This window comes from Agrobacterium sp. BT-220-3, assembly GCF_025910175.1.
In the GTDB taxonomy this organism is placed as follows: Bacteria; Pseudomonadota; Alphaproteobacteria; order Rhizobiales; family Rhizobiaceae; genus Agrobacterium; species Agrobacterium oryzihabitans.
Window position 1 is genome coordinate 280,480 of sequence record NZ_JAPAIX010000005.1, and the last position, 23,446, is coordinate 303,925.

At 59.8% G+C, this 23,446-nt stretch carries 22 protein-coding genes; 14 read left to right on the top strand and 8 right to left on the bottom strand.

Annotation, left to right across the window (positions count from 1 at the left end; genetic code table 11):
- Positions 1–95 precede the first annotated feature (95 nt).
- Both OK142_RS16185 and OK142_RS16190 read right to left on the bottom strand, forming a co-directional pair.
- On the bottom strand, positions 96–1,679 hold the full coding sequence (locus OK142_RS16185; RefSeq protein WP_035243163.1) for a DHA2 family efflux MFS transporter permease subunit: 1,584 nt from the start codon (positions 1,677–1,679) through the stop codon (positions 96–98).
- A gap of 34 nt (positions 1,680–1,713) precedes the next feature.
- On the bottom strand, positions 1,714–2,940 hold the full coding sequence (locus OK142_RS16190; protein ID WP_498683891.1) for an HlyD family secretion protein: 1,227 nt from the start codon (positions 2,938–2,940) through the stop codon (positions 1,714–1,716).
- 160 nt (positions 2,941–3,100) lie between these two features.
- Here OK142_RS16190 and OK142_RS16195 point away from each other — a divergent pair, with 160 nt between their 5' ends.
- The 6 genes from OK142_RS16195 to lysS all read left to right on the top strand — a co-directional run bounded on the left by OK142_RS16195 (position 3,101) and on the right by lysS (position 10,572).
- Positions 3,101–3,787, top strand: a complete 687-nt coding sequence (locus OK142_RS16195; protein ID WP_003499109.1) for a TetR/AcrR family transcriptional regulator — start codon at positions 3,101–3,103, stop codon at positions 3,785–3,787.
- Between the two features lie 162 nt (positions 3,788–3,949).
- A complete protein-coding gene (locus tag OK142_RS16200; protein WP_035243161.1) occupies positions 3,950–4,708 on the top strand; it encodes a TerC family protein in 759 nt (252 codons plus the stop codon).
- Positions 4,709–4,879: 171 nt separating this feature from the next.
- Positions 4,880–5,167, top strand: coding sequence for a GIY-YIG nuclease family protein (locus OK142_RS16205; protein WP_065660368.1), 288 nt, complete (start codon positions 4,880–4,882; stop codon positions 5,165–5,167).
- Positions 5,168–5,410: 243 nt separating this feature from the next.
- Entirely contained in the window at positions 5,411–7,183 is a 1,773-nt protein-coding gene (locus tag OK142_RS16210) for an SLC13 family permease (protein WP_444759087.1), read from the top strand.
- A gap of 226 nt (positions 7,184–7,409) precedes the next feature.
- Positions 7,410–8,867, top strand: coding sequence for a glutamate--tRNA ligase (gene gltX / locus OK142_RS16215; RefSeq protein WP_498683894.1), 1,458 nt, complete (start codon positions 7,410–7,412; stop codon positions 8,865–8,867).
- Between the two features lie 205 nt (positions 8,868–9,072).
- A complete protein-coding gene (gene lysS / locus OK142_RS16220) occupies positions 9,073–10,572 on the top strand; it encodes a lysine--tRNA ligase (protein WP_498683895.1) in 1,500 nt (499 codons plus the stop codon).
- 257 nt (positions 10,573–10,829) lie between these two features.
- Here the strand turns inward: lysS and OK142_RS16225 are convergent, their stop codons facing one another.
- Positions 10,830–11,732, bottom strand: a complete 903-nt coding sequence (locus OK142_RS16225; protein ID WP_498683929.1) for a hypothetical protein — start codon at positions 11,730–11,732, stop codon at positions 10,830–10,832.
- 316 nt (positions 11,733–12,048) lie between these two features.
- Here OK142_RS16225 and OK142_RS16230 point away from each other — a divergent pair, with 316 nt between their 5' ends.
- From OK142_RS16230 to OK142_RS16250, 5 genes are all read left to right on the top strand, one after another.
- Complete coding sequence (locus OK142_RS16230; protein ID WP_498683897.1) at positions 12,049–12,939, top strand: metal ABC transporter substrate-binding protein; 891 nt, start codon at positions 12,049–12,051, stop codon at positions 12,937–12,939.
- Positions 12,936–13,844, top strand: coding sequence for a manganese/iron ABC transporter ATP-binding protein (locus tag OK142_RS16235; protein WP_035243157.1), 909 nt, complete (start codon positions 12,936–12,938; stop codon positions 13,842–13,844). The genes OK142_RS16230 and OK142_RS16235 overlap by 4 nt, the downstream gene beginning before the upstream one ends.
- On the top strand, positions 13,825–14,685 hold the full coding sequence (locus OK142_RS16240) for a metal ABC transporter permease (RefSeq protein ID WP_498683899.1): 861 nt from the start codon (positions 13,825–13,827) through the stop codon (positions 14,683–14,685). The genes OK142_RS16235 and OK142_RS16240 overlap by 20 nt, the downstream gene beginning before the upstream one ends.
- Entirely contained in the window at positions 14,682–15,536 is an 855-nt protein-coding gene (locus tag OK142_RS16245) for a metal ABC transporter permease (protein ID WP_082184892.1), read from the top strand. The genes OK142_RS16240 and OK142_RS16245 overlap by 4 nt, the downstream gene beginning before the upstream one ends.
- A 109-nt stretch (positions 15,537–15,645) precedes the next feature.
- The gene (locus OK142_RS16250; RefSeq protein WP_003499086.1) at positions 15,646–15,819 is read left to right on the top strand and encodes a DUF1328 domain-containing protein; all 174 of its coding nucleotides are present in this window, start codon (positions 15,646–15,648) and stop codon (positions 15,817–15,819) included.
- Positions 15,820–15,876: 57 nt separating this feature from the next.
- On the opposite strand, the gene OK142_RS16255 is transcribed toward OK142_RS16250, so the two are convergent.
- Positions 15,877–16,608: an SDR family oxidoreductase gene (locus tag OK142_RS16255; protein WP_003499083.1), complete on the bottom strand. Its 732-nt coding sequence runs from the start codon at positions 16,606–16,608 to the stop codon at positions 15,877–15,879.
- A 204-nt stretch (positions 16,609–16,812) separates the two neighbouring features.
- On the opposite strand from OK142_RS16255, the gene OK142_RS16260 reads away from it, so the two are divergent.
- Positions 16,813–17,586, top strand: coding sequence for an IclR family transcriptional regulator (locus OK142_RS16260; protein WP_082184893.1), 774 nt, complete (start codon positions 16,813–16,815; stop codon positions 17,584–17,586).
- Positions 17,587–17,792: 206 nt separating this feature from the next.
- Here the strand turns inward: OK142_RS16260 and tal are convergent, their stop codons facing one another.
- A complete protein-coding gene (gene tal, locus OK142_RS16265; protein WP_003499079.1) occupies positions 17,793–18,758 on the bottom strand; it encodes a transaldolase in 966 nt (321 codons plus the stop codon).
- Positions 18,759–18,953: 195 nt separating this feature from the next.
- On the opposite strand from tal, the gene OK142_RS16270 reads away from it, so the two are divergent.
- Positions 18,954–19,952 (top strand): sugar-binding transcriptional regulator, encoded by a 999-nt coding sequence (locus OK142_RS16270; protein WP_137039622.1) that lies wholly within the window; start codon positions 18,954–18,956, stop codon positions 19,950–19,952.
- A 151-nt stretch (positions 19,953–20,103) separates the two neighbouring features.
- Here OK142_RS16270 and OK142_RS16275 read toward each other — a convergent pair whose 3' ends face one another.
- Together OK142_RS16275 and OK142_RS16280 are read right to left on the bottom strand one after the other, a co-directional pair.
- Positions 20,104–20,976 (bottom strand): methylated-DNA--[protein]-cysteine S-methyltransferase, encoded by an 873-nt coding sequence (locus tag OK142_RS16275; RefSeq protein ID WP_498683901.1) that lies wholly within the window; start codon positions 20,974–20,976, stop codon positions 20,104–20,106.
- 265 nt (positions 20,977–21,241) lie between these two features.
- Positions 21,242–21,724, bottom strand: coding sequence for a DUF2244 domain-containing protein (locus tag OK142_RS16280; RefSeq protein ID WP_003499072.1), 483 nt, complete (start codon positions 21,722–21,724; stop codon positions 21,242–21,244).
- A gap of 37 nt (positions 21,725–21,761) precedes the next feature.
- Between OK142_RS16280 and nth the strand changes: the two genes are divergently transcribed.
- Positions 21,762–22,544 (top strand): endonuclease III, encoded by a 783-nt coding sequence (gene nth / locus OK142_RS16285; RefSeq protein WP_216332023.1) that lies wholly within the window; start codon positions 21,762–21,764, stop codon positions 22,542–22,544.
- Here the strand turns inward: nth and OK142_RS16290 are convergent.
- Entirely contained in the window at positions 22,506–23,243 is a 738-nt protein-coding gene (locus OK142_RS16290) for a sulfate transporter family protein (protein ID WP_216333513.1), read from the bottom strand. The genes nth and OK142_RS16290 overlap by 39 nt on opposite strands.
- Positions 23,244–23,446 lie beyond the last annotated feature (203 nt).

Genomic DNA, 23,446 nt, shown 5'->3' on the forward strand with positions numbered 1-23,446 from the left:
AAACAAGCGGCAACCGCTCGCTCCATATTCAAAACAAAAAAGGGGCCGTCATTTCCGACGGCCCCAGCTCTGCGGTGGATGGGAGGGGATTCTTGTTAGTGCGCCGCGTCTGGCGGCGGCGCTGCCTTGGGTTTCTGGATCAGGATCGTCATGAAGATCAGGCTGCCGAACAAAAGCGTCAGGGCGAAGAATACATCCGCGAAGGCCAATATCCATGCCTGCTGCGAGACCATGCCGACCAGTTTCTTGATCGCGACGGAAGCGCCGTCCAGTCCGTAGGAATCATAGTTGGCACCAACACTGTTCAGCCATTCCAGCGCCTGCGGGTTGGAATAGCTGACATGTTCCGCCAACCGCACATAATGATCGTCCGTGCGCTGCGACAGCATGGTGTTGATGACGGCAAGTCCGACCGCGCCGCCGAGGTTGCGGGTGAGGTTGAACAGGCCGGATGCATTGCGGATGCGGGCGGGCGGCAAGGTGCCAAGCGCGATGTTGTTGATCGGCACCATGCACATCATCAGCCCGAAGCCGCGCAGGATCTGTGGGATCAGAAGTTCATAGAAATCCCAGTCGGTGGTCACATAGGTCATGATCCATGTGCCGCAGCCGAAGCTGATGAAGCCGATCGCCATCATCGCCCGCGGATCGAGCTTGGTGGAGACCTTGCCGGCGATCGGCGCGGTGAAGAACATGGCAAGACCGGAAACGAACATGGTCTCGCCGATCATCAGCGCATCATAGCCCCTCACCCGGCCAAGATAGAGCGGGTAAAGATAGGTCAGCCCGTAAAGCCCGATGCCCATGACGAAGGAAAACAGCGAGCCGATGGAGAAGTTTCGGTCGGCGAAGGCGCGGATATCGACGACAGGGAATTCCACCTTGAAGGCGCGCCAGAAGAATACCACGGCACCGATGACCATGGCGACGGATCCAAGCACGATATGTTCGTCGTTGAACCAGTCCTTGTTATTGCCCTCTTCCAGCACATATTCCAGCGAGCCGAGGAAGACCGCCATGGAGATCAGCCCCCACCAGTCGAACTTCTTCCAGAGCGACTTTTCCGGCTTGTCGAAATCGATCAGGCTCCAGGTCAGGATGGTGACGATGATGCCGGGGATGATGTTGACGAGGAACAGCCAGTGCCAGGAAAAGGCATTGGAAAGATAACCGCCGACCGTCGGGCCGATGGTGGGCGCAAGCGTGGCGACGAGACCGATGATCGGCGAGACGACCGAACGCTTCGACGGCGGGAAGATCGTGAAGGCGGCGGCGAACACGGAGGGGATCATGCCGCCGCCGATAAAGCCCTGGATCGCGCGGTAGACGATCATCTGGTCGATATTGGTGGCCGTGGCGCAGAGCGCGCTCGAAATTGTGAAGCCCGCCGCACAGGTGGCAAACAGCACGCGCGTGGACAGGATGCGCGCCAGCGTGCCCGACAGCGGGATCATGATGACTTCGGCGATCAGATAGGACGTCTGCACCCAGGCGATCTCATCGGAGCCCGCACCGAGACCGGCCTGAATTTCCGCAAGCGAAGCGGAGACGATCTGAATGTCGAGAATGGACATGAACATGCCGAAGACCATCGCGAAGAACGCGATGAGCCTGCGCCTGTCCATCGGAGGATCGGCGGGGATGGACGCCCCGCCCGTACCGACAACCGTAGCCGCCATGATCTTGCCCTCAACGACGCATCAGCGATGCGCCTTACTTGGCTTCCGGGTTAACTTGCGCCGTTTTGGTGGCTTCCGGCGCCGTACGGGTGTCGACATCGACAACGACGCTCAGGCCCGCGCGCAGATTGTGCTTGGCAAGGTCTTCCTTCGAAAAGACGATGCGCACCGGCACGCGCTGGATGACCTTGGTGAAGTTGCCCGTCGCATTTTCCGGCGGCAGCATGGAAAAGACCGAGCCCGAGCCGGGCGAAATCGACTGCACCGTGCCTTCAATGGTCGCATCGTCAAAGGCATCCACGTGAACGCGGACCTTCGAACCGGGCACCACGCGGGCCAGCTGCGTTTCCTTGAAATTGGCGTCGATATAAAGCTCGTTCATCGGCACCAGCGATGCCAGACGCTTGCCGACCGAAACCAGATCGCCGTTCTGAACCGCCAGATTACCGATGACGCCGTCATAGGGCGCCTTCAGAACCGTGAAGGACAGGTCACGGGCGGCCTTGTCACGGGAAAGCTGCAGCGAACGGACGGTGCTTTCGGCCTCCTCGCGCTGGGCGCGCAGGAGTTCTACATTGGCCTTTGCCGAAGAAATCGCCGCCTCGCCGGCGACAACATTCGCCTTGGCCTGATCGAGGGCAACCTGGGCGCTATCGGAAGCGGCAACCGTGCCGACATCCTTCGCCTGCAATTCGCTGGCGCGCTTCTGGGTGATTTCCGCGCCGCGAAGGGCAGCATCCAGTGCGCCCTTCTGGGCAACGGCCTGCTCAAGCGACGCTTCGCCGCCGACGATCTGCGCATCGATGCGCTTCAGCGACAGTTCCTCGGTGCGGATCTGCGCTTCGGCCTGCTCAAGCGCGATGCGATAATCGCCATCGTCCAGCGTCACCAGCGGATCGCCGGCCTTGACTTCCTGGTTTTCGACCACGTTGACCTTGGCGATATAACCGGAAACCTTGGGAGCGATGACCGCAATGTCACCTTCTATATAGGCATCATCCGTCGAGACCATGAAGCGACCGTCGACCCACCAGTTGTAACCATACCAGCCGGCACCGGCGAGAAGGGCAATGGCGATAACAGGCAGAAGCTTCGAACGCTTCTTCTGCTTCGGTGCGGCGACGGTCTGTGCCGGGGTCTGAGGCGGGGCCTGAGGCGGGGCCTCGACCGGCTTTGCCGGAGAGGTCTCGGCCTTGGCGGAAACATCCGCCTCTTCCGCATCGTTGACGGCGCGAACCGCGCTATTCTTCTGGGCCGACATGAGAGCTTACCGTGATAGATTGAAGAAAGTTTTTCGAACTGAACCGTTCGGTTCGATTGACATAATCTCTTTCCTGACACATATCAAGTGTTATCGAACCGATTGGTTCGACGCCTGGTTAATTTTTTTTACGCCATTGCCGTGCTAGGAGGCGATAACGATGGCAGGGGAAGACATGGATATTGAAACGGACATGGAAACGGGCTGTCCCGGAAGTCCCGCCGGGCGTTTTGCGGCAGGCGAGGACCCGGCAAAGCGCGAGCAGATACTTGCGGGTGCCTGGCGCGTGTTCAAGCGCAAGGGCTTCGATGCGGCCAGCATGAACGATATCACCCGGGAAGCAGGCGTTTCCAAGGGCACGATCTATGTCTATTTCTCCAACAAGGAAGATCTGTTCGCCGCCCTCGTCGACCATCACCGGCAGGAATTCGCCACCTCCATGCGCAATATTCTGGCCGGAACCGAAGAGGTGCGCGAGGGCCTGAAACAGTTCGGCAAGGCTTTCGCCAACAAGATGATCTGTTCCGAGATGATCCCCGCCATGCGCTCGGTCATCGGCGTCATCGACCGCATGCCGAAGCTGGCGCAGCGCTTTTTCATCGCAGCACCCAACAATGTCCGCACCGTGCTTCAGGATTTCATCGAGCACCATGTCGCGCTCGGCCACCTGAAAGTGGATGACGTCGAGCTGGCTGCCCGACAATATATAGAGCTTTCCACCGGCACCTTCTTCAAGCTGCGGCTGTTCGGAGAAATCGACGGTCCGGTGCCCGAAGAGGAGCTGGACCGGGTGATTACCAGCGCCATCAAGGTGTTCATGGCCGCCTACGGAACCGACAAGGCCTGAGATCATTCAGCAACGGCGGGAACGCCAATACGCGGTTTGCGCGAAATTTCGATGAAATCTTGCCATGCAAAGACTTCATCTCCTTGTTTCTCGCGTATTGCGCTATAAATCTCGTTGACCGAATTCTCGGCTGGCCTTGTTGCTGAAAGGAAAAATTCCCTGATGGAGTCCGTTCTCCCTCTCCTGTCCGACCCCGCTGCGTGGGTGGCGCTTGTCACGCTTATCGTCATGGAGGTCGTGCTCGGCATCGACAACCTGATCTTCATCTCGATCCTCACCAACAAGCTGCCGCCCGAACAGCGCGAAAAAGCCCGCAAGATCGGTATCGGCCTTGCTCTGGTGATGCGCCTCGGCCTGCTCGGCACCGTCGCCTGGATCGTGCAGCTCACCACGCCGGTCTTCGAAATCTTCGGCCATGCCTTCTCCTGGAAGGACATGATCCTGATCGCCGGCGGTCTCTTCCTGATGTGGAAGGCCACCAAGGAAATCCACCACAATGTCGACCCTGAAGATCACAAGGAAGACATGGTGGGCGGCCCCGTGGCGATGAATTTCGGCGCGGCCATCGGCCAGATCCTGCTGCTCGACCTGGTCTTCTCGGTGGACAGCATCATCACCGCCGTCGGCATGACGCCGCATCTGCCGATCATGATCGTCGCCGTCGTCTTCGCCGTTGCGGTCATGCTTCTGGCCGCAACCCCGCTCGCCAACTTCATCGAGCGCAACCCCACCATCGTCATGCTGGCGCTCGCCTTCCTGATGATGATCGGCACCACGCTGATCGCCGAAGGCATGGGCTTCCATGTGCCCAAGGGCTACGTCTATGCCGCCATGGCGTTTTCGGCGCTGGTGGAACTGCTCAACATGCTCGCTCGCAACGCGCGGCGTCGGAAGAAGGCGAGTGCTGAAGAGGCACATTGACCGCACTTCCGTCATGCCGGACTTGATCCGGCATCCAGTCAGCCCAAGTCCTTGGGCTGAAAAACTCTTCTCGCCGCGCAGACGCGCGTCGGCTGGATACCGGATCAAGTCCGGTATGACGGAAATAATTTCACCTCTTGCCAAACAATGACCTTTGCGCATGCTTTTCTCATGCGCGAAGGTTACGTTTATATTCTTGCATCCAAAAGAAACGGCACGCTCTATACTGGCGTAACAAGCGACCTTTCTCACCGTTTATATGAACATCAGAACAATTTGACGCCCGGCTTCACAACCCGTTATGGCGTTAAGACGCTTGTGTGGTTCGAAACATACGCTCTCGTCACGGACGCAATTGCGAGAGAAAAGACGATAAAAAACTGGCCGCGGGCATGGAAGATCAAGTTGATTGAAGATCTCAATCCAGCCTGGGACGACATTGCCCATTTTCTTCTCTGACGATCCCTCCGCTCCGTCATGCCGGACTTGATCCGGCATCCAGCCAGCCCAAGTCCTTGGGCTGAAAAGACTCCCCTCGTCGCGTGAGAGCCGCGTCGGCTGGATACCGGCTCAAGACCGGTATGGCGCGAGAGATATGAATGACCATCCCACTCCGGAACCGCTTCACCCCGGCTTGCGTTCTTCGATATCCTCATCGATAGAGCAAATCCCGCCGTCTCTCCTTCGAAAGCAACAGCCAGCATGACAACCGACCAGATCCTCGCCTTCACCGTGATCGCCGGCATGATGGTCGCGTTCATCTGGGACAGGTTCCGCTATGATGTTGTCGCCTGCAGCGCATTGCTGGTGGCGGTGGCGGTGGGTGTCGTGCCTTTCGAGAAGGCTTTCTCCGGTTTTTCCGACGATATCGTCATCATCGTCGGTAGCGCGCTGATCGTCAGTTCGGCCGTGGCGCGCTCCGGCATCGTCGACATGACCATCAAGAAATATTTCCCCGAAATGCATTCCAAAGGGCTGCAACTCGCCTTTCTGATGATCGTCGTCGCCATCATGTCGGCCTTCATCAAGAATATCGGCGCGCTCGCCATCATGATGCCGGTCGCCTTTCAGTTCGCCCGCAAATCCGGCAGCCCGGTCTCCTATTATCTGATGCCCATGGCCTTTGCCGCCTTGCTGGGCGGGTTGATGACGCAGATCGGCACCTCGCCCAACATCGTCGTCTCGCGGTTGCGCGAGGAAATGACGGGGCAGAGCTTTTCAATGTTTGACTTCACCCCCGTCGGCCTCGGGCTGACAGTGATCGGTATCGTCTTCCTGACCTTTGGTTACCGGCTGCTGCCGGTTCGCAACCGCCAGCAGGCATCGGTGGAGGATATTCTCGACCAGTCGGCCTATACCGCCGAAGCGACGCTGCCCGCAGACAGCACCTTTGCCGACAGACCGCTGCGCGAGCTTTTGAAACAGGCGGATGGCGATGTGATTGCCAGCACCATCCTGCGCGGACCGCGGCGCATCTCCCCCTTCCCCGATGTCAATCTGAAGCCCGGCGATACCATTCTTCTCGAAGGCAACCCGGAAGGCCTCGACCGCATCGTCTCGCAGGCCAAGCTGCTGCTATCGGGCAAGCCGCTCACCGAAAACGGCCAGAAGACCGCCGACCTCATCTCCATGGAAGCCGTGATCAGCAACGAATCCGTTCTCAACGGAATTTCGGCGCGCGAACTGGCGCTGTCCTATACACGCGGCGTCAATCTGATCGCGGTCAGCCGGCGCGGCCAGCGTGTCAGCCAGCGGCTCTCCGAACTCACATTGCAGGCGGGTGATGTCATTCTGCTGCAGGGAAGCCGCAAGAACCTGCCACAGGTGCTGCAGGAATTTTCCCTGTTGCCCCTGGCACAGCGGGAAATCCTGCTTGGCGTGCAGCGCCGCGCGCTTTTGCCCGTCATCGTGCTTGCCGCCGCCATGATTGCTGCCGGCAGCGGGCTCGTGCCGGTCTCGGTGGCCTTTTTCGCCGCCGCCTTCCTGATGATCGTCGTCGGCGCGATCCCGCTGACCGAGGTCTATAAATCGATCGACGGGCCGATCCTCGTCATGCTCGCCGCCCTCATTCCCGTCAGCGACAGTCTGCGCACCAGCGGCGCCAGCGAGCTTATCGCCGCCTGGCTCGGCCACGCGGCGCAAGGTCTGCCGCCCTTTGCCGCGCTGGGCATGATCCTGCTCACCGCCATGGCGGTGACGCCCTTCCTCAACAATGCCGCAACCGTTCTCGTCATGGCCCCCATCGCCGCCGGTTTCGCCACCACGCTCGGCTTTAGGCCGGAGGCCTTTTTGATGGCGGTGGCGATCGGCGCCGGCTGCGATTTCCTCACGCCCATCGGCCACCAGTGCAATACGCTGGTCATGGGTCCCGGCGGTTATCGTTTTGGTGATTATCCACGCCTCGGACTGCCGCTGTCGATCATGATCGTCATCGCCAGCATTCCCATGCTGCTTTACGTCTGGCCGGTGAATTAAGGGTGGTTTGGTTCGGGCGGTGCACCGAGGCAAAGACAGCCCAACGTCCTTATTTTCTTGACGCCTGCGGCATAATATGGCCTAAGCCGATGCCGAACGGGAATGTGCAAAAGCGCGCGTGACACGCGCCTTTCGGCATGATTTCCTACCGCATTCAAACGAAAACTTCGTGATGTCAGGGTGAAAAAGCCCTGATCTCACTGCCCCGTCACGACGAGTGAATTTCATGACCACTTCCGGCGTTCGCGTCCGCATCGCACCTTCCCCCACCGGCGAGCCGCATGTCGGCACCGCCTATATCGCGCTGTTCAACTATCTCTTCGCCAAAAAACATGGCGGCGAGTTCATCCTGCGCATCGAGGATACCGACGCCACCCGCTCGACCCTCGAATATGAGCAGAAGGTGCTGGAGGCGCTGCGCTGGACCGGCCTCACCTGGTCGGAAGGTCCCGATGTCGGTGGCCCCTACGGCCCCTATCGCCAGTCCGAGCGCAAGCCGATGTACTGGCCCTATGCTGAAGAGCTGCTGGAAAAGGGCCATGCCTTTCGCTGTTTCTGCACGCCCGAGCGGCTTGAGCAGATGCGCGAGGCGCAGCGCGCCGCCGGCAAGCCGCCGAAATATGACGGTCACTGCCTCAACCTGAAGGCAGAAGAAGTCACCGCCCGCGTTGCCGCCGGCGAGCCCAACGTCGTGCGCATGAAGATCCCGACCGAAGGTTCGTGCGATTTCCATGACGGCGTCTACGGCGATGTCTCTATCCCGTGGGATTCGGTCGACATGCAGGTGCTGATCAAGGCCGACGGCATGCCGACCTATCACATGGCAAACGTCATCGACGACCATCTGATGAAGATCACCCATGTGGCGCGCGGCGAAGAATGGCTGGCATCCGTGCCCAAGCACATCCTGCTTTACCGTTATTTCGGCTGGGAGCAGCCCACGTTCATGCATCTTTCGCTGATGCGCAACGCCGACAAGTCGAAGCTCTCCAAGCGCAAGAACCCGACCTCGATCTCCTATTACTCCGCGCTCGGCTACCTGCCGGAAGCGCTGATGAACTTCCTTGGCCTGTTCTTCATCCAGATCGCCGAAGGCGAAGAGCTTTTGACCATGGAAGAGCTGGCGGCGAAGTTCGACCCGGAAGCGCTTTCCAAGGCCGGCGCCATCTTCGATATCCAGAAGCTGGACTGGCTGAACGGCCGCTGGCTGCGCGAGAAGCTTTCGCCGGAGGAGTTCATTTCCCGCACCCTGGAATGGGCGATGGAAAATGCCCGCCTGACCGAAGGCCTGAAGCTCGCCCAGAGCCGCATTTCCAAGCTCGGCGAATTGCCGAACCTTGCCGGCTTCCTGCTTTCGAGCGATGTCGGCGTGACGCCTGCTTCCTTTGCCGGTCTCAAAAGCAAGCCGGAGGAAATCCACGAAATCCTCACCACGGTTGCCGCCGATCTGGAAAAGATGCCGGACTGGAACGTGGAAGCGATCGAGGCCGAGCTGCGCGATGTTGCCGAACGCACCGGCAAGAAGCTGCGCGTGGTGACGCCGCCGCTCTTCGTCGCCGTCTCCGGTTCCTCGCGCTCGCTGCCGCTGTTTGACTCGATGGCGCTGCTTGGCCGCTCCGTGGTGCGCCAGCGGCTGAAGATGGCGATTGCCGTTGTGGCCACGATGGTTGGCAGCGGTGTTTGATGCCTGCCGGGGCGGGTTTTACATCCACCCCTCATTCCTGTGCTTGTCACAGGAATCCAGCCACGGCACGTCTGCGCCGTGAAAGAATGAATTGAGGTCTCCCGCGCCCAAGGACTTGGGCGCACTGGATTCCTGTGACAAGCACAGGAATGAGGGATACGGGAGGCGATGGTCGCCGCGGCAACGCCGCAACAGGAATTGAACGATGAACGACAAGACAACCGAAACCACCGCCCTCTCCTCCGACGCTACCGAAGTGCGCCGCCAGAAACTTGCGCTGCTGCGCGAGCAGATCGGCGATGTCTATCCGGCGCATTTCCACCGCACCATGAGCAATGCGGAGCTCGCGGAAAAATATGCCGATATCGAAGCCGACGTCGAAACCGGCGATACGGTGACGGTGGCCGGTCGCGTTTATTCCTCGCGCAATTCCGGCATGTTCATGGATATCCATGACGCCTCGGGCAAGGTGCAGATCTTCTCCCACAAGGATACGACGCCGGAAACGGCGCGCAACCTGCTGCCGATGATCGATATCGGCGACATCATCGGCGTGACCGGCAAGGTGCGGCGCACCAAGCGCGGCGAGCTGACGATCAACGCCGAAGAAATCACCATGCTGACGAAGTCGCTGCTGCCGATGCCGGAAAAGTGGCACGGCGTCTCCGACATCGAACTGCGCTACCGCAAGCGCCATCTCGACATTCTCTCCAACGAGGAATCCAAGCTGCGCTTCCTGCAGCGTTCGAAGATTCTCTCCGGCATTCGCCGTTTCATGGAGGCCGAAGGCTTCCTTGAAGTGGAAACGCCGATGCTGCAGACCATCTATGGCGGTGCGACGGCCGATCCGTTCAAGACCTTCCACAATACGCTGAAGATGGACATGTATCTGCGCATCGCGCCGGAACTGTTCCTGAAGCGCACGCTGGTTTCGGGCCTCACCGACAAAGTCTTCGAAATCAACCGCAACTTCCGCAACGAAGGCGTCTCCACCCGGCACAATCCAGAATTCACCATGATGGAGTGCTACTGGGCCTATGCCGATTACGAAGACATCATGGGTCTCGTGGAGCGGCTGTTCGAGACGCTGGCGATTGCCCTGCACGGCACGACCGAGGTTGAATTCCAGGGCCAGACGATCTCGTTCAAGGGTCCGTTCAAGCGCGTGCCTATGCCCGACGCGGTAAAGGAAGCGACCGGTATCGACTTCCTCGCGATCAAGACGGATGAAGAAGCCCGCGCCGCTGCCAAGGCCGCCGGTTTTGCCGTCGAGAAGGACTGGACCTGGGGCGAATGCCTTGCCTTCATCTTCGAAGAGAAGGTGGAAGGCACGCTGATCCAGCCGAGCCACGTCACGCATTTCCCGAAGGACATCTCGCCTTTCGCCAAGGAAGTGCCGGGCGAACCGCGCCTCGTCGAGCGTTTCGAAAGCTATTGCAACGCCTGGGAAGTTGGCAACGCCTTCTCCGAACTCAACGATCCTGAAGAGCAGCGCCGCCGCATGGTGGAGCAGCTGGAACAGGCGCACGCCCGCGGCGAAAAGGACAAGCAGCTGGACGAGGAATTCCTCGACGCCATCGACCAGGGCATGCCGCCCGCCGGCGGTCTCGGCATCGGCGTCGATCGTCTGATCATGCTTCTGACCAACGCCCCGTCGATCCGCGACGTCATCCTGTTTCCGGCCCGCCGCAACAAGGCGGATTAAGCAAAGAACGACACGGGAGCTTCATGCGACGAAGTTCCCGATAGTCTCCGTCAGCCAGCCCATCCGTGTCCCTCATTCCTATGCTCGTCACAGGAATCCAGTCAGCCCAAGTCTTTGGGCTGGTAAGGCTTTTTTCGCCGCGCAGACGCGCGTCGGCTGGATTCCTGTGACAAGCACAGGGATGAAGGAAGATGGGTAGGCTCGTGCGAAAAATCCTCCCGTGGCATATTGTGGATTCAGTTTAAATCCGCTGTCCCCTAATGCCCCGACTTCCCCGCAACCGGCTCTTTCGCCGGTGCACTTTCAGCTGGCTTCCCCTCCGCCGCCTGCGCAGTCGTCGAGCCTTTTCCGAAGATCAGTGATTTCAGATAGGTCAGGCTGAAGATGCTGCCGCCATCGGCTTCCGGTGTGGAGGTGAGAAGCTCATCGGCGCCAGGTTCGCCGTGGGCTTCGGGAGACGAAGCCTCCGGAGACGGGGTTTCGCCATGGGCGGCTCCGCCGTCATTCGTCTGCTCCGGCGCGGCGTCATGTGCGCCCTCGCCCTTGGTTTCGCCGTGGCCCGATGCCGCTTTTGCGGCCTTGCCATCGTGGCCTTCGGCAGCGGCATCCGAAGCGGGTGTCGCGCAATCGGTCGCATCCGTCAGGCTTGCCGCCATCGCTTCGCTGTCTTCCAGCGGCAGATCGATGCGAAGCCCGTAAAACTGGCCGCTGCCATTGGCGGCACCATCATAATAAAACGCTGAGTAATGCTGGGCATCGGCGCCCTCGGGCATTTTTGCCGGGTCGGCAATGAAGACCACCTGCGCCGCAATGGCGCGACCGCGCATTTCCGAGCGCAATTGCGGTCCGTTTTTGTCGAGCACGGAAACCTGCACCAGATCCGGCTTCTGCTTGTCGTAAACCGCCCTGGCGACGCGCAGCGCGGTCTTTAACCGCTCCGTGCCGTCGCCGCCATCGGTGCGGATGAATTTGCGCACCCAAAGGGAGCCGTTCTTGCGGATGTTGACTGTCTGGACTGCGTCGCACGAAAGCCCGTTGGCGGAGGCATAGGATGGGCCAAGCAGCCGCTCACTGCCGATGAACACGGCAGCAGAACCGGTCGCACCCGCCAAAAGCAGGATCCCGCCTCCGATCATAACGAGTTTGCGCGAAAACCGCATTCGTCCGAATACAGCCTTCACCCGCAACATCCTGACATCCAGTACCCCGCCTATCGCCCTCACCCCAAAACGTGGCTCGAAGGATGAGGAACACACGCGGGATAAAGCCCAGGACCACGCTGTCCCAAGCCTTGCGATAGTGCCGCTTTCTCATTGAAAAAAGTTTAACCCGCGCAGCATGGCACCGGCAAAAACGCACCATTTTCGGACATTTGCGAATTCCACTAAATTGCGAATGATTTGCAATAGCGTTGACAAGTGTGATTTTATAACAGATGGTATTGAGAATTAATCGCAACAACATTCGGTGACAGACGTGAATTTCCTTAAAATCCGGCATGCCGTTTTCGCTTTTTCGCTTTTCCTGCCCGCCGCCGCCATTGCCCAGGAAAAACCGACGGTGGTTACCACCTTCACCATCATCGCCGACATGGCGCGCAATGTGGCGGGCGACGCGGCCGAGGTGGAGAGCATCACCAAGCCGGGCGCGGAAATTCACAACTACCAGCCGACACCGCGCGACATTCTCAAAGCCCGCAAGGCCGATCTCGTTTTACGCAACGGTCTCAATCTGGAATTGTGGTTTGAGAAGTTCCTGGCAAACCTCTCCGGCGTGCCGAGCGTGACGGTGAGCGACGGCGTGAAGCCGATGGCGATCAGCGGCGGCGCCTACCAGGGAAAACCCAATCCGCACGCCTGGATGTCACCCGATAACGCCTTGATCTACGTGGAGAATATCCGCAAAGGCCTCGCCGAGATAGACCCTGCCCATGCCGATGTCTATGCCGCCAATGCCAAGGCCTATTCGGACAAGATCAGAGCCACCATTCAGCCCATCCGCGACGAGCTTTCCGCCCTTCCCCAGGACAAGCGCTGGTTGGTAACAAGCGAAGGCGCATTTTCCTATCTCGCCCGCGATTTCGGACTGAAGGAACTGTTCCTGTGGCCGGTCAACGCCGACAGCCAGGGAACGCCGCAGCAGGTGCGCGGCGTGATCGATGCCATGCGCGAACATAATATACAGGTCATCTTCAGCGAAAGCACTGTTTCCGCCGATCCGGCCGAACAGGTGGCAAAGGAAACGGGTGCGGCTTACGGTGGCATACTCTACGTGGATTCGCTGAGCGAGGCCGACGGGCCGGTGCCGACCTATCTCGATCTGCTGCAGGTAACCAGCAGCACGATTGCAAAAGGACTGTCCTCATGAGGATGGGCGGTAAAAAAACCGCAGGCGGCCTGACGGTTCAAAATGCGACAGTGACCTATCGAAACGGCCACACCGCATTAAGAAATGCCAGCTTTTCCATTCCACGCGGTACGATCACTGCACTTGTCGGCGTCAATGGCGCCGGCAAGTCCACGATTTTCAAGGCGATCATGGGTTTCGTGCCGCTGGCCGCCGGTTCCGTCTCGATTTTCGACCTGCCGGTGAAGGACGCTCTGCGCAAAAACCTCGTGGCCTATGTGCCGCAGGCCGAAGAGGTGGACTGGAGCTTTCCGGTGCTGGTGGAGGATGTGGTGATGATGGGCCGTTACGGCCACATGAACTTCCTGCGCATCCCTTCAAAACGCGATCACCAGATGGTGGAGGAGGCGCTGAGACGCGTCAACATGCTCGACTATCGTAAGCGGCAGATCGGCGAACTCTCAGGCGGTCAGAAGAAGCGGGTGTTTCTCGCCCGTGCGCTGGCGCAGGAGGGCCAGGTCATCCTGCTGGACGAACCCTTCACCGGCGTCGATGTGACGACGGAGGAACAGATCGTCGCCCTTTTGAAAGCGCTGCGCGACGAGGGCCGCGTCATGCTGGTTTCCACTCATAATCTCGGCAGCGTGCCGGAATTCTGCGATCGCGCCGTTTTCGTCAAGGGAACTGTGCTGGCCTCCGGCAAGACGGCGGATACCTTCAACGAGGAGAACCTGCAAAAGGCCTTTGGCGGCAGCCTGCGCCACTTCATCCTTGGCGGAGCCGACCTGCATGACGACGCCGATCCGCGCCGCGTGAAGGTCATCACCGATGACGAGCGGCCCTTCGTGATCTACGGAAAGAACGGCCAGAACGGGCACGACCCTGACGCTCCGAAGGAAAAAGTCGATGATAAACAGCCTTCTTGAGCCCTTTACCTATGGCTACATGCTGAACGCCATCTGGGTCAGCGCGCTTGTGGGCGGTGTCTGCGGTTTTCTATCAGCCTATCTCATGCTGAAGGGCTGGTCGCTGATAGGCGACGCGCTCTCGCACGCCATCGTCCCCGGTGTGGCGGGCGCCTATATGCTGGGCATGCCGTTTTCGCTAGGGGCATTCCTCTCCGGCGGGCTTGCGGCCGGCTCCATGCTATTCCTGAACCAGAAGACGAGGCTCAAGGAAGACGCGATCATTGGGCTGATCTTCACCTCGTTCTTCGGGCTCGGACTATTCATGGTCTCGCTCTCGCCCACCTCGATCAATATCCAGACCATCGTACTTGGCAATATTCTGGCGATCACCACCGAAGATACGATCCAGCTCGCGCTGATCGGCGGCATCAGCCTCCTCGTACTGGCGCTGAAATGGCGCGACTTCATGGTGGTGTTCTTTGATGAAAACCACGCCCGCACCGTGGGTCTGAAGCCGGAAGTGCTGAAGGTGATCTTCTTCACCCTGCTCGCCGCCTCCACTGTCGCAGCCCTGCAGACGGTCGGCGCCTTCCTCGTCGTCGCTATGGTGGTGACGCCGGGTGCAACCGCCTACCTCTTGACCGACCGTTTCGAGCGGCTGATCCTGATGAGCCTCGTGATCGGCGCGGCCACCAGCTTCGTCGGCGCCTATCTCAGCTATTTCCTCGATGGCGCAACAGGCGGCGTCATCGTCGTGCTGCAAACGGCGATCTTCCTTGCCGCTTTCGTCTTTGCCCCGAAACACGGGCTTCTCGCTTCCAGAGCCAAAGCCCGCAAGGCGATTGGAGAAACGCCATGAGCGAATATCTCGAACTCGCCATCCTGCCGTTCCAACTGCCATTCATGCAATATGCCTTCGTGATCACGCTGATGATCGCCGTGCCGATGGCGATGCTGTCGTGTCTTCTGGTATTGAAAGGCTGGTCGCTGATGGGCGACGCAGTTTCGCACGCCGTTCTGCCGGGCGTCGTCATCGCCTATATTGCCGGAATTCCGCTTTCCATCGGCGCTTTCATCGCCGGAATGATCTGCGCGCTCGGCACCGGTTTCATCAAGGAAAACAGCCGCATCAAGGAAGATACGGTGCTCGGCATCGTCTTTTCGGGCATGTTCGGGCTGGGGCTGGTGCTTTATGTGAAGGTCCAGAGCGACGTACATCTGGATCACATCCTCTTCGGCGACATGCTTGGCATTGCCCCGTCAGACATGCTGGAAACTGGCCTGATTGCGCTTTGCGCAACGCTGTTCCTGACGCTTCTGCGCAAGGACCTGCTGGTCAACGCCTTCGATCCGCAGCATGCCAAGGCAATCGGCCTGCCGGTGCGTGTGCTGCATTACGGCCTGCTGATGGTTCTGTCGCTCGCTGTCGTCGGCGCGCTGAAGGCGGTGGGCATCATCCTGTCTGTCGCCATGCTGGTGGCGCCGGGCGCAATCGCTTTCCTGCTGACGCGGCGCTTTTCCACCATGCTCGTCGTGGCGATTGCGGTAGCGGTCATCTCATCGCTATCTGGCATATGGCTAAGCTTCCTGATCGACAGCGCGCCTGCCCCCACAATCGTGCTCTTCATGAGCCTCGCCTTCGTTGCCACCTTCATCCGCACCACCTGGAAAGCCCATCGCATCAATGCGGCGCGTGAAACGGCGATTTAAAACAACGATTTTTGCGGGCGCATGGAACATTTTCGCCTTTTGCGCGTCATTTTCGAGAGTCCGCTGCAAGACGGCAGACTCTTGAAAATTAAGCGAAAGGGGAAGCTCCATGCTGAAATGGGCTCTTATTTTCTTTGTTATTTCTTTGATCGCGGGCGTATTCGGCTTTACCGGCATTTCGGCGGCGGCAGCGGGCGTGGCCCGAATATTGTTCTTCATCGCCGTGGTGATCTTCCTGGTCTTCCTCGTGCTTGCACTGATGGCCGGAAGCGCGGTCGTCTGAATGAAAAAAGGCGACCGGCTTTTACGCCGGTCGCCTCTCGCATTTCCCTTAAAAAAATCAGCCCGTCCAACCGCCATCGATCACATGGATCTGGCCAGTGGTGAAGCCCGCCTCATCAGAAGCGAGATACGTCACGAGAGCTGCGATTTCTTCCGGCGTCGCGATGCGGCCCATCGGCTGGCGGGCGATGAAATCTGCCAGAGCCTGTTCGTAATTGCCGGTGGCGCGCAGCCGGTCATGCAGGGACGGGCTGTCCACCGTGCCGGGGCAGATGGCGTTGCAGCGAATGCCCTTGGTGACGAAATCGGCAGCAATGGCCTTGGTCAATCCCACGACGGCCGCCTTTGAGGCGGTATAAGCGAAGCGGTTCGGCACGCCTTTTACACTTGATGCAACCGAGGACATGTTGACGATCGCGCCCTTGCCCTTTTCCAGCATGCCGGGAAGGAAGGCGCGGCAGGTGCGGTACATGGCCTTGGCGTTGAGATCGAAGGAGAAATCCCAGTCTTTTTCTTCGCAATCGAGAATGGTGCCGGAATGAACGAAGCCGGCGCAGTTGAACAGCACGTCGGCATGGCCGATATCGGCGGCGAAATCCTTCACACCATCGCCATCCAGCACGTTCAGAACCCGCGTTTCCGCACCTTTCAGGGTGGAAAGCGCCTGTTCGTTTATATCGGTGGCAATGACGCGCGCGCCGAGCGATATGAACCGCTCCGCCGTCGCCCGGCCGATACCCTGGCCGGCGGCGGTGATCACCACTGTCCGACCGTTAAAATCCTGCACCATGAATAGCCTCCCGCTATGGCGCGCCCGCCCATCGGGGACCGGACCGCTGAATTTCGATGATCTCAAATATGGATCGACAATTCATATGTAAACGCGGTATTCATATGGCGTCAAGCAAACTTGCGCGGATGGCGGGCATCGGGCAACCATATTTTTAGGTTGCCATATCCGCCCGGCAACCATGCAAAACACCATCGAGGCCAGATGACCGACGACGACAGCGAAAGATACCGCGCTCCTGCCCTCGACAAGGGCCTTGATATTCTCGAGCTTCTGGCCCGCACCGATGGCGGGCTGACGCAGATCGAGATCGCCAAGGCGATCGGCAAAAGCCCGAACGAACTTTACCGCATGCTGGACCGGCTGGTGCGCCGCGGTTACGTGCAGCGGCTGGAGGGCGACCGGTTTTCGCTGACGCTGAAGATGTTCGGGCTGGCGCATTTCCACGCACCGATCCGCCGCCTCGTTTCTTTTGCCGCACCGGTGATGCGCGATTTTTCCGCAAGCGCCGCGCAGGCCTGCCATCTGGCGGTCTATGACCGCGGCAGCGTGGTCGTCATCGCCCAGCAGGAATCCTCCACCTATTGGGCCATGTCCCTGCGGGTGGGGGCGCAGATGAGCCTGTTCCACACCGGTTCCGGCCACGTGCTTCTGGCCTTCCAGACAGACGCCCAACGCGAGATCATGATCACGGAGCAGGTGCGGGGCGGTGGCGAAACAGTGCCTGAAGGCCTTGCCGAGCGGCTGGCGGAGGTGCGCCGACAGGGTTTTGAATCCATGGACAGCCTTCAGACCGCTGGCGTGCGCAATATTTCCGCCCCGGTGCTGACGCTCGACGGCACAGCACTTGCCGTCATCACCTGCCCCTACATCACCCCGCTTGGCGGCAAGGCGCCCACGCGCGAGGCCTGCGAGGCGCTGATCCGCGATGCGGCAAAGCGCATTTCCGAAGTGGCGACGGGAAACGGAAGCGACTGAAACACACAAAAAACGCGACCGGCAGGGGCCCGATCGCGTTTTGAGTGACTGGAGATTTATGTGGTGTAAACGCGGTGAGAACGTAAAATGTTCCGCCGACGTTAAAGGCAAGGGAGGCGACCTCCCCTTTTTCGTCATCCTCGGGACAAGCCCGAGGATGACGTCGCGTGTTCGGCAAGGTTGCCGAAAGCCTAAGCTCTTGCCCTTTAAGCAGCAGCCAGCGTCAGTTCCTTGCGGACCATTTCGCGCAGCGTCACCAGATCCTTTGCGAACAGGCGGATGCCTTCCGAAAGCTTCTCGGTTGCCATCGCGTCTTCGTTCATCGCCCAGCGGAACGCCTTTTCGTCAAGCGACTGCAGCGCCTCCGGCTTGGCGTTGTCGGGCGAAAGCTTGCGCTCGAGCGTACCGGTGTCCTTGTCCAGCTCTTCCAGGAGAGCCGGGCTGATCGTCAGGCGATCGCAACCGGCAAGCGCCTCGATCTCGCCGACATTGCGGAAAGATGCGCCCATGACGACGGTGCTGATGCCATTGGCCTTGTAGTAATTGTAGATGCTGCGCACCGACACAACGCCCGGATCGGTTTCGGCGGTGTAGGTCTCGCCGGTCGACTTCTTGTACCAGTCGAGGATACGGCCGACGAAAGGCGAGATGAGGAAGACCTTGGCTTCGGCGCAGGCGATGGCCTGTGCCTGCGAGAACAGGAGCGTCAGGTTGCAGTCGATGCCCTCGGACTGGAGAACCTCGGCAGCCTTGATGCCTTCCCAGGTGGAAGCGAGCTTGATGAGGATGCGTTCACGCTCGATGCCGCGCTCCTTGTAGGCGGCGATGATGTGGCGCGCCTTGGTGATGGAGGCCTGCGTATCGAAGGAAAGGTCCGCATCGACTTCGGTCGACACACGGCCCGGAACGAGGCCGGCGAGAGCCGCACCCACGGAAATGGCGAGACGATCGGCAACGGCAGCGACGACGGCGTCGGACTGGCCGCCCTGCTTCTTGCCCCAGGCGACGGCTTCCTTCACCGCATCCGCAAAAGCGGGCGTGCCGAGAGCTTTCAGAACGATGGTGGGGTTGGTGGTGCAATCCACCGGCTTCAGGCGCGCAACCGCCTCGATATCGCCGGTATCGGCAACAACCGTTGTGATGGCGCGAAGTTGTTCGAGTTTAGACGTCATACCGAATGATCCTTCATGATCTCTTCAAAACTTGCCAAGCCGTCTTTTCGTTCCCGCACCATGGGTGCGCCCAAGGCCGAAATCGCGGTTCTGTCCGGCTCCGACTATCGCAAGCGACAGGGCCAAAAGTCAAGACATTTGCGCATCGCAATTGACATAAGTTTCACGCCTGCGATACTCGGCCGTCCATAAAGAATGGCGGAAACCGTGGCGAAACTGAGAAGAGAAACCCATACGGCCTATTCGGAAGCGGCGTCTCTGCGGCTGCGCGCCGCATGGCTCTATTATAATCAGGGCATGACGCAGAAAGATGTCGCCGAGAAACTCGGCATCAGCCGCTCCACCGTCATCCGTCTTCTCGACGAGGCGATGAAGCGCTCCGAGGTGCAGATCTGGATCAATGAAGGCATTGAGGATTTCGTCGAGCTCGCCGGCCGGCTGGAGGCAGCTTATGGGCTGGATGAGGCGGTGATCATTCCCTCCCCCGGCTCATCTCCCGGCAAGGCGAGTGCTGAAGGCACCGCCAAGGCCGTGGGCCTGGCGCTCGGGCAATTTCTCTCCGAAGCGGTGCCGAATGGCGCCACCATCGGCGTCGGCTGGGGCCGCACCATGACCGCATCGCTATCGAGCTTTCGTCCGCCGCGCAGGGAAAACTGCAAGGTCGTCTCACTGCTCGGCGGCATCGTCGCCGTGCACCAGACCAACCCGCTCGATTACACCTGGCGGCTGGCGAGCGCGCTCGGCGCGGAATGTTACATGTTCCTCGCGCCGCTACTGGTGGATTCCGTCGAGACCAAACGGGCGCTGATCGAAAAATGCGGACTTGCGACGCTTTACGATCTGGCCGAAACTCTTGATCTCGCCATTGTCTCCTGCGGCGATATCGGGCCGCATTCGACATCGCTGTCGGAAGGCTTCATTTCGAAGGCGACGCTTCAGGAACTCATAGACGCCGGCTGTGTCTGCGACACGATGTTCAACTTCATCGACGCGGAAGGCCGTTCCGTCGATCACCCGATCAATCAGCGCGCCATGGCGATCGATCTCGACACGCTGCGCAAGGCCAGGCATATCGTCCTTGCCTCCGGCGGCGCCCACCGCGCCGTCGCCATCCGCGCCACAATCAAACGTATCGGATGTAATACGCTGATTACAGATGAGGCGGCGGCAAGGGCGTTGATGGAGCTGGTTTAGGCCTCGTCAGGCGTTCAGTCTCTTCCTAATTCCTGTGCTTGTCACAGGAAACCAGCCGGCGCGCGTCGGCGCAACGGGAAGAGTCTTTTCAGCCCAAGGACTTGGGCTGGCTGGATCCCTGTGACAAACACAGGGATGAGGGAGACCAGCCTCACACCTTCCCCGTTTCCCAGCCGAGCATCGCCCGCTTGCGGGTCAGGCCCCAGTGATAACCGGTCAGCGCCCCGCTTTTACCGACAGCACGGTGGCAGGGAACGACGAAGGAAACAGGGTTGGCGCCGACGGCCGCACCGACTGCGCGGGAAGCCGTGGGCTGGCCGATATCGCAGGCGATATGCGAATAGGTGACGGCGCGGCCCATCGGGATTTTCAATAGGCTTTCCCAAACCCGCACCTGAAAATCCGTGCCGAGCAGCACGACGCGCAGCGGCCTGTCCGCCGACCACATGGACGGATCGAAAATGCGCGCGGCATAGGGCGCCGTCGCTTCGCGATCCTCGACATAATCCGCATTCGGCCAGCGGCCGGCCATGTCCTCGAAACAGGCCCTTTCCTCACCGGCATCGGCAAAGGCGCAGCCGGCAAGGCCGCGATCTGTCACCATGACCAGCGCAAGCCCGAAGGGCGAGGTGTGGAAACCGTAACGGATCGTCAGCCCGCCGCCCTTGGCCTTCCATTCGCCGGGCGACATGGCCTCATGGGTGACGAACAGATCGTGCAGGCGTCCGGGGCCAGACATGCCGACCTCGATCGAGGTTTCCAGCAGCGGTAAATCCTCTTCGCGCAACAGCCTTTTGGCGTGATCGAGCGTCACGGCCTGCAGGAAAGCCTTGGGCGAAAGGCCGGCCCAGCGGGTAAAGGTCTTCTGCAATTGCGTCGGCGACTGGCCGAGCTCTGCGGCGATGGCTTCAAGGGAGGGCTGCTCGCGATAATCCAGCGTCAAAAGCTCGATAACCCCGCGCACCGTATCGTAATCCGTTCCGATGGGGGTGATGTCTTCATTCAGCATGATATTGGCGTTCATCGCATTTCTCCTAACGCTTCACAGAAAACCACCAAAGCGCGTCGGTCTCCACCCGTTTCTTGCGTTGCATCACAATACGCAACCTAAATGTTTTATCTGCCGGAATATCCCCACCCCCTCATCCCTGTGCTCGTCACAGGAATCCAGCCGACGCGCGTCCGCGTGGCGGAAAGAGTCCTTTCATCCCAAAGACTTGGGCTGGCTGGATCCCTGTGACAAGCACAGGGATGAGGGCGGCAGAGCGCGTCGACACTTCCTGATCCGTTCACATCCGCCGCCTGGCAGTCGCCAGCGCACCGCCAAACGCCTTGGCGAAACTTTCCCGGTCATCCGGATTGAGAAACGACCCGATATCGGTCGCCCGCCCCTCGCCCGTCACATGCATGGAGACAATGCCGATTTCGTCGTGCCGCTGAACCCTGAAGCGCGCCCAGAAGGGATTGAAGCGATGCTCCACCATGCGCCCTGCCGGCGAGAACTTGCGGATCGACAGGCTCGTGCGCGAGACGCAGACCTCCTCCCGCGCCTTTGCGGCCCGGTAATTGGCGCGGAAGGCGACATAAAGCAGCAGAAAATCCAGCCCGAAAAACAGGCCGACGGGCCATGCGCCGCTGGCGAGGAAAAAACCGCCATAAAGGAGGCAGGCGAGCCCGGACAAGGCAAGAAGCAGCCGGAAACCTCTTCTGCCAAGCGAACGGTGCGGAACGAGTTCCGCCGCGAAAATCGGCTGGTCGTTGAGCGTATCCACGTTGATTTCCTCAAGGCGGGCTGGCTATAGATAGGTCATGACAGTCGCCAAAAAACGATCCAGCACCCAAACCTTGAAAAAGTCAAATGCGACATCCGCCCGCAAACCGGTTCGGGTGAAGACGGCCTATTCCAAGGACGAACTGACCGAAATATTCCGACGTTTCTCCATCCAGCGGCCGGAGCCGAAAGGCGAGCTGGAACATACCAATCCCTTCACCCTGCTGGTGGCCGTGGCGCTTTCCGCGCAGGCGACCGATGTGGGCGTGAACCGGGCGACGCGGGCGCTGTTCAAGGTGGCCGACACGCCGGAAAAAATGCTGGCGCTCGGCGAAGAACAGCTGATCGGCCACATCAAGACCATCGGGCTTTACCGCAACAAGGCCAAAAACGTCATTGCCCTGTCGCAGATGCTGATCGACAATTTCGGCGGCGAGGTGCCGAGGACCCGCGAGGAGCTGGTCACCCTGCCGGGCGTCGGCCGCAAGACGGCCAATGTGGTGATGTCCATGGCCTTCGGCGTGCCCACGCTTGCCGTGGATACGCATGTGTTCCGCATCGCCAACCGGCTCTGTCTTGCGCCGGGGAAAACCCCGGACGAGGTGGAAGACCGGCTCGTCCGCATCATTCCCGAAGAATATCTGTTCCATGCCCATCACTGGCTGATCCTGCACGGGCGTTATTGCTGCAAGGCGCGCAAGCCGGAATGCGAACGCTGCGTGATTGCCGATATCTGCAAGTCGCCGGAAAAGACCTTCGATATTCCGGCGCCGCTGGTGGAATTACCCGCGCAGCTGTTCGGTGCGGCCAGCGGCCAATGAAGGATCACGCCGGCTGACGGCCTTGTGCAGATGCACCATCATCGAGGCGGCGAAAAGCGGTGTCAGAAGGTTCAGGAACGGGACGGCAAGAAATGCGGCGATCACCAGCCCGGCCATAAACACGGTGGTGCGGTGTTTTGAGCGGAACAGCCTCGCTTCTGCCGGCGAGCGGAAACGCATCGCCGCGAATTCGAAGAATTCCCGTCCCAGCAGATAGCCGTTGACCAGAAAAAACGCGATGAGGTTGACGCCCGGCACCAGCAGCAGCAAAAGCGCGATGAGGTTGCCGGCAATAACGACGCCGAAGAACTTGATCGAGGAAAGCACCGCCTCGCCGATCGGCATCGCCTGGCCTGGCGGATCATCGGGATAGGTCTTTTTTTCCACCACTTCGGCGACATCGTCGAGAAACAGGCCGGCAATGACGGCGGTGACCGGCGAAATCAGCAGCGCCAGTGCCAGCGCCAGTCCTATGCCGGCGAAAATGGCGAAAACGAACGTCAGCCATCCCGCCCAATCTGGCACGCCGGGGATCAGCGTATCCACCCACGGCAGGGCGAAATAGATGAAGATGGAGCGGATGGCGAACCACAGCGCCGCCAGCACCAGAAGCGTCAGCCCCAGAACCTTCCAGAAAACAGACCGGGTCTCGGCGGCGAAGAGATTTTGAAACGCCAGCCTTGCCGCATCGAATATCATTCGGAACTCCCTTGACGCTTCCGCGTTGAAACTTTCTGACTGAGCGAGAGATAAGAGCTTGCCCTCGGCTCTACAAGAAGCACGGCAAGACGCCAACCGCTTGGAATTAAACCGCAGATGGAATTTCCCTTGAATAAAAGATATCTCTAAAATATAATAAAACATCTATTATAATTCGCATTCCGGTCCGGTGGAGGACATGG

Coding starts and splice junctions, on each gene's coding strand:
- OK142_RS16270 (WP_137039622.1), top strand. CDS start 18,954: ATGGCGGAAACCGTGGCGAAACTGAGAAGAGAAACCCATACGGCCTAT.
- OK142_RS16190 (WP_498683891.1), bottom strand. CDS start 2,940: ATGTCGGCCCAGAAGAATAGCGCGGTTCGCGCCGTCAACGATGCGGAA.
- OK142_RS16200 (WP_035243161.1), top strand. CDS start 3,950: ATGGAGTCCGTTCTCCCTCTCCTGTCCGACCCCGCTGCGTGGGTGGCG.
- OK142_RS16205 (WP_065660368.1), top strand. CDS start 4,880: ATGCGCGAAGGTTACGTTTATATTCTTGCATCCAAAAGAAACGGCACG.
- OK142_RS16290 (WP_216333513.1), bottom strand. CDS start 23,243: ATGATATTCGATGCGGCAAGGCTGGCGTTTCAAAATCTCTTCGCCGCC.
- OK142_RS16195 (WP_003499109.1), top strand. CDS start 3,101: ATGGCAGGGGAAGACATGGATATTGAAACGGACATGGAAACGGGCTGT.
- OK142_RS16250 (WP_003499086.1), top strand. CDS start 15,646: ATGCTGAAATGGGCTCTTATTTTCTTTGTTATTTCTTTGATCGCGGGC.
- tal (WP_003499079.1), bottom strand. CDS start 18,758: ATGACGTCTAAACTCGAACAACTTCGCGCCATCACAACGGTTGTTGCC.
- OK142_RS16235 (WP_035243157.1), top strand. CDS start 12,936: ATGAGGATGGGCGGTAAAAAAACCGCAGGCGGCCTGACGGTTCAAAAT.
- OK142_RS16240 (WP_498683899.1), top strand. CDS start 13,825: ATGATAAACAGCCTTCTTGAGCCCTTTACCTATGGCTACATGCTGAAC.
- lysS (WP_498683895.1), top strand. CDS start 9,073: ATGAACGACAAGACAACCGAAACCACCGCCCTCTCCTCCGACGCTACC.
- OK142_RS16210 (WP_444759087.1), top strand. CDS start 5,411: ATGACAACCGACCAGATCCTCGCCTTCACCGTGATCGCCGGCATGATG.
- OK142_RS16275 (WP_498683901.1), bottom strand. CDS start 20,976: ATGAACGCCAATATCATGCTGAATGAAGACATCACCCCCATCGGAACG.
- nth (WP_216332023.1), top strand. CDS start 21,762: ATGACAGTCGCCAAAAAACGATCCAGCACCCAAACCTTGAAAAAGTCA.
- OK142_RS16260 (WP_082184893.1), top strand. CDS start 16,813: ATGACCGACGACGACAGCGAAAGATACCGCGCTCCTGCCCTCGACAAG.
- OK142_RS16245 (WP_082184892.1), top strand. CDS start 14,682: ATGAGCGAATATCTCGAACTCGCCATCCTGCCGTTCCAACTGCCATTC.
- OK142_RS16255 (WP_003499083.1), bottom strand. CDS start 16,608: ATGGTGCAGGATTTTAACGGTCGGACAGTGGTGATCACCGCCGCCGGC.
- OK142_RS16185 (WP_035243163.1), bottom strand. CDS start 1,679: ATGGCGGCTACGGTTGTCGGTACGGGCGGGGCGTCCATCCCCGCCGAT.
- OK142_RS16225 (WP_498683929.1), bottom strand. CDS start 11,732: ATGCGGTTTTCGCGCAAACTCGTTATGATCGGAGGCGGGATCCTGCTT.
- gltX (WP_498683894.1), top strand. CDS start 7,410: ATGACCACTTCCGGCGTTCGCGTCCGCATCGCACCTTCCCCCACCGGC.